General features: G+C 74.9%; 1 protein-coding gene. It reads right to left on the bottom strand.

Annotated elements, in window-relative coordinates:
* On the bottom strand, positions 1-5,923 hold a 5,923-nt coding region (locus tag ABZ495_RS36645; RefSeq protein ID WP_359840318.1), incomplete at both ends, for an SDR family NAD(P)-dependent oxidoreductase.

The following is a 5,923-nucleotide window of genomic DNA, read 5'->3' as shown; positions in this document are numbered from 1 at the left end:
GTTGTCGCCCTCCGCCTGGTCACCGGCGCAGGCCAGCACCAGGGCGGGCTCGATCTCCCCCGCCTCGGTGGCGGCGGCCAGACCGGCCAGGTCCGTGAACGAGCGGACCGGTACCCCGGCCCCGGCCAGCGCCTCGGCCAGACCGAAGCGATCGGCGCCGATCAGCGCCCACGCCCCGGCCGGAGCCTCGGCAGCGCTCACCGCGGCCCACTCGACGGTGAACAGGGAATCCGCCACCCCGGCATCGTTCGACCGGAGTTGCTCGGCCGACACCGGACGGGTGATCAGCGACTCGACGGAGACCACCGGCGCACCCGTGGCATCCGCCGCCGACAGCACCAGACCGCCCTGCGCATCCCGGCGCAGCCGGGCCCGCAGCACGGACGCACCCGCCGCGTGCAGCTCGACACCCGTCCACGCGAACGGCAACCGCACCCGGCCCTCGTCCTCGGCCCCGGCGACCAGGGCGCTGGCGTGCAGCACGCCGTCCAGCAGGGCCGGGTGCAGACCGAACGCACCCGCATCGGCGGCCACGCCCTCGGGCAGTGCCACCTCCGCGAAGAGGTCCTCGCCCCGGCGCCACACCGCGCGCAGCCCCCGGAACGCCGGGCCGTAGCCGTAGGACGCCCCGGCGCCGGCCTCGTAGATGCCGGTCACGTCGACCGCCGTGACCCCGCGCGGAGGCCAGACCGCGAAGTCCTCCTCCGCGACCGGCGCCTCCCCGGCGGGAGCGACGACGCCACCGGCGTGCTGCGCCCACTCCTCCTGCCCGTCGGGGCGGGAGAACACCTCGACCGTCCGACGGCCGTCCGCATCGGCGGCGGCCACCACGACCTGGACCTGCACACCGGAGCCGTCGGCAGGCAGCACCAGCGGCGCCTGGAGCGTCAGCTCCTCCAGCAGGCCGCAGCCCACCTGGTCACCGGCCCGGACCACCATCTCGACGAAGCCGGTCCCCGGCAGGAGCGCGACCCCACCGATCGCGTGATCGGCCAGCCACGGGTGCGTCCGCACGGACAGCCGCCCGGTGCAGACCAGCCCCGCACCACCGGCCAGTTCGACCGCCGCACCCAGCAGCGGGTGACCGACCGCGCCCAGGCCCAGCGACACCGCGTCCCCACCCAGAGCCGGTCCGGCCGCACGCGGCCAGTACCGCTCGTGCTGGAAGGCGTACGTCGGCAGCTTGACGAGGTCGGCGGAGGGCAGAACCGTCGTCCAGTCGACCGCCACGCCGTTGACGAAGGCCTCGGCGAGTGAAGCCAGCAGGCGCTGGGCGCCGCCGTCGTCGCGGCGCAGCGTGCCGCAGACGGCCGCCGGCAGCGCGGCGGAGTCCAGCGCGACCTCTTCGAGCGTGTCGTTCATCGCGCCCAGCAGCACCGGGTGCGGCGTCACCTCGACGAAGACCTGGTGCCCCTGACCGGCGAGCGTGCGCACCGCCCGGTCGAAGTGGACCGTGGCGCGCAGGCTGCCGTACCAGTAGGCGGCGTCCAACTCCTCACCGGTCAGGGTCTCACCGGTCATCGCGGACACCATCGGGATCCGGCCCCGGCGCGGCGCGATACCGGCCAGGACCTCGGTGATCTCCGCTTCGAGGCGGTCCACCTGCGCCGAGTGCGAGGCGTAGTCCACCGCGACCATCCGAGCCCGAACACCTTCCGCCTCGAACTCGGCCTTCAACTCCTCCAGCGCCTCGGGCTCACCCGAAACCACGACCGCCGACGGCCCGTTGACCGCCGCCAGGGCAACACGCTCACCGAAGCGGGCGATCTGCTCCTCCACCACCGCGGCCGACCGGCTCACCGACAGCATCCCGCCCAGGCCCGCCAGGACCTTCAACGACCGCGAACGCAGCGCCACCACCCGGGCGCCGTCCTCCAGCGACAGCATCCCCGCGACGGTCGCCGCCGCGATCTCGCCCTGCGAATGCCCCACCACCGCAGCAGGCGTGACGCCCGCGGCCTCCCAGACCGCCGCCAGCGACACCATCACCGCCCACAACGCCGGCTGGACAACATCCGCCGCCTCCAGTGCGGGGGCACCCTCGGCACCCGCCAGGACGTCGCTCAGCGACCACTCCACATACGGCGCCAGCGCCGCCTCACACTCCGCGAGCCGCGCCGCGAACACCGGGCTGAACGCCGCCAGTTCACGGCCCATGCCGACCCACTGCGAACCCTGACCGGCGAAGGCGAACACCACCCGCGCACCCGGCCGCGCCACACCCGACACCACCGCACCCGACGGCACACCGGCCGCGAAGTTCTGCAGGCCGGACAGCAGCTCGCCGGCGTCGGCACCGACCACCACCGCCCGGTGCTCGAACACCGACCGCGTCGTCGCCAGCGACCACGCCACCTCCGCCGGATCCACCGACGGCCGTGCCACGGCCCAGTCGTACAGCCGGCCCGCCTGAGCGGTGAGGCCGTCGGCCGAGCGGCCCGACACCAGCCAGGCGCCCACCGCGCCCGGCTCGACCACCTTGTTCGGGACGTCGCCCCGGCCGTCGTTCCCGGCGTCGTTCCCGGCATCGGCCGGCTCGGCGACCGCCGGGGCCTCCTCCAGGATGACGTGCGCGTTGGTGCCGCTCAGACCGAACGAGGACACCCCCGCTCGCCGCACCCGGCCGTTGCTCGGCCAGGGCGCCGCCTCCGTCAGCAGCTCCACCTCACCGGCGGACCAGTCCACGTGCGGCGACGGCTCGTCCGCGTGCAGCGTCCTCGGCAGCTCCTGGTGCTGCAACGCCAGCACCATCTTGATCACACCCGCCACACCGGCGGCCGCCTGGGTGTGCCCGATGTTGGACTTCACCGACCCCAGCCACAGCGGCTTCTGGGCACCACGATCCTGACCGTAGGTCGCCAGCAGCGCCTGCGCCTCGATCGGGTCGCCCAGCGTGGTACCCGTCCCGTGCGCCTCCACCACGTCCACATCGGCGGCCGTGAGGCCGGCGTTCGCCAGCGCCGCGCGGATCACCCGCTGCTGGGACGGACCGTTCGGCGCCGTCAGACCGTTCGACGCACCGTCCTGGTTGGTCGCGCTGCCCCGCAGCACCGCGAGCACCTGGTGCCCGTTGCGCCGCGCGTCGGACAGGCGCTCCACCACCAGGATGCCCGCGCCCTCGGCGAAGCCCATGCCGTCCGCGTCGGCCGAGAAGGCCTTGCAGCGGCCGTCCGCCGCCAGTCCGCTCTGCTCGCTGAAGCCGACGAAGCCCTCCGGGGACACCAGGATGGTGACACCGCCGGCCAGCGCCATCGAGCACTCGCCGGAGCGCAGCGCCTGGGCGGCCATGTGCATCGCCACCAGGGACGACGAGCAGGCCGTGTCGATCGTCACCGCCGGGCCTTCCAGCCCGAGCGCGTAGGAGACCCGGCCGGACAGCACGCTCGTGGCGTTGCCGGTGATCAGGTGGGCCATGCCCTCGATGTCCGCGCCGTAGCCGTAGCCGGAGGTGTAGCCGCCGACGAAGACGCCGGTCGCGCTGCCGCGCAGCGACTCCGGGTCGATGCCGACCCGCTCCACCGCCTCCCAGGACAGCTCCAGCAGCAGCCGCTGCTGCGGGTCCATCGCCAGCGCCTCGCGGGGGCTGATGCCGAAGAAGCCGGCGTCGAACCCGCTCATGTCCTGGACGAACCCGCCGGACCTGACGTACGAGGACTCGCCGAGCGCCTCCAGGTCCCAGCCGCGGTCGTCCGGGAAGCCGGATATCCCGTCCCCGCCGGAGGCCAGCAGCGCCCACAGCCCGTCGGGGTCGACCACGCCGCCGGGGTAGCGGCAGGCCATCCCGACGATCGCGATCGGCTCGTCGGCCGCGATCGTGGCCGGCACGGCCGCCGGCGTCCCGGCGCCGTCCGGCACCGCCCCGAGCAGTTCCGCCTCCAGGTAGTCGGCCAGCGCGGCCGCGGTCGGGTAGTCGAACAGCAGGGTCGCGGGCAGCCGCAGCTCCGTGGCGGAGCCGAGGTCGTTGCGCAGCTCGACCGCGGTCAGCGAGTCGAAGCCGAGTTCGCTGAAGGCGCGGTTGGTCTCGACCGCCTCGGACGAGGCGTAGCCGAGCACATGGGCGGCCTTGGCCTGGACGAGTTCGGTCAGCACCCGGCGCTGCTCGGCCCGGCTCATCCCGGCCAGTCGGCGGACCAGGTCCTGCTCGACCGGCGCGGCCGGGACCTCGGCCAGCAGGGCGGCCAGCCGGTGGATCTCCGGCAGGTCACGCATCAGGGGGACGGTCAGCAGGCTCGCCGCCTGCTGCGGCTGCGCGAGGATGACGGACCAGTCGATGTTGGTGACGGTCAGCACGGTGTCGCGGCAGTCCAGTGCCTCGCCCAGGGCCCGGACCGCGAGGTCCGGGTCCATCACGCCCTCCCACTGGTTGCGGGCCAGCCGCTGCCGGGCCGCCTCGGAGCCCTGCGCCACGCCGGCCGCCCACGGGCCCCAGGCCACGGCGAGCGCGGCCAGGCCGCGGCTGCGCCGGTTCTCGGCCACGGCGTCCAGGTAGGCGTTCGCCGCACCGTAGTTGGCCTGGCCCGGGCCGCCCGTGGTGGCCACCACGGAGGAGAACAGTACGAAGGCGTCCAGGTCGAGGTCGGCCGTCAGCTCGTCCAGGTAGGCCGCACCGGCGGCCTTGGCCGCGAGCACGGACTCCAGGCGCGCCGCCGAGAGGCCGTCGATCACGCCGTCGTCCAGCACCGCCGCGGTGTGCACCACGGTGCCCAGCGCGGGTCCGGTCGTGGCGATCCGGTCGAGCAGGCCGGCCAGGTCGGACCGGTCGGCCGCGTCGCAGGCCAGCACGTCCACCCGGGCGCCCCGGGCGGCCAGTTCGGCCGCGAGCGCGGCGACACCGGCGGCGCCGGCGCCGGACCGGCTGGTCAGCACCAGGCGCTCCACACCGCGTCCGACCAGCCAGCGGGCCACGTGCCCGCCGAGCGCACCGGTACCGCCGGTGATCAGCGCGGTGCCGTTGGTCGGCCGCCACGTCCCGGCCGCCGCCGGCTGGGGGGCGTGGGTCAGCCTGCGGCCCACGATCCCGGCCGGGCGGAGCGCGGCCTGGTTCTCGTCGCAGCCGGCCAGTACGGCCACCAGCTGCGAGCCGGTCCGCTCGTCCAGGACGGGTGGGAGGTCGATCAACCCGCCCCAGCGGTCCGGGTATTCGAGTCCGACGACCCGGCCGAAGCCCCAGACCTGGGACTGCAGCGGGCTGGTCAGCACCTCGTTCGGGGCAGTGGCCACAGCGCCCCGCGTGAGGACCCAGAGCGGCGCGACGACCTCGACGTCGCCCAGCGCCTGCACCAGGCCCAGCGTGGCGGCCAGGCCCACGGTCACCACCGGGTGATCCGGCAGACGGGTCTCGTCCGTCGCCAGCAGCGACAGCACGCCGGACACCTCCCCGGTGCCCCGCAGCGCCTCGCCGAGCAGTGCGGCGAGAGCCGCCCGGTCGACCGTCCCGGCCGGGACCTCGACGAAGACGAGCTCGGCGCCGCGGGAGGACAGTGCGGCCACGCAGCCCTGGGCCACATCGCCGTCGGTCTCCCCGGCGGGGAGCACCACCAGCCACCGGCCGGACAGCCGGGCGAGGCCGCCGGGGACGGTCGCCGGGGACCAGGTCACCCGGTAGCGCCAGGCCTCCGTGACCGAGCGGTCCCGCTCGCGGCGACGCCAGGACGCCAGTGCGGGCAACACCTCGATGAGCTGCTGGTCCTCGATGGCCAGCGCCTCGGTGAGGTGGGCCAGGTCGCCGCCTTCGACGGCGGCCCAGAACTGCGCCTCCGCGGCCGTGCTCGCACCGTCGCCGCCCAGCGGGGACGGCGCTGCGGCGGACTGGAGCCAGTAGTGCTGGTGCTGGAAGGCGTAGGTCGGCAGCTCCACCGTCTCGGCGGCGGGCAGCACCGTCTTCCAGTCCACCGACAGGCCGCCGACGTAGGCCTGCGCGAAC

Origin of the sequence: Kitasatospora sp. NPDC005748 (assembly GCF_040630735.1) — a bacterium.
Taxonomy (GTDB): Bacteria; Actinomycetota; Actinomycetes; order Streptomycetales; family Streptomycetaceae; genus Kitasatospora.
This window is presented reverse-complemented; position numbering and strand designations above follow the sequence as displayed.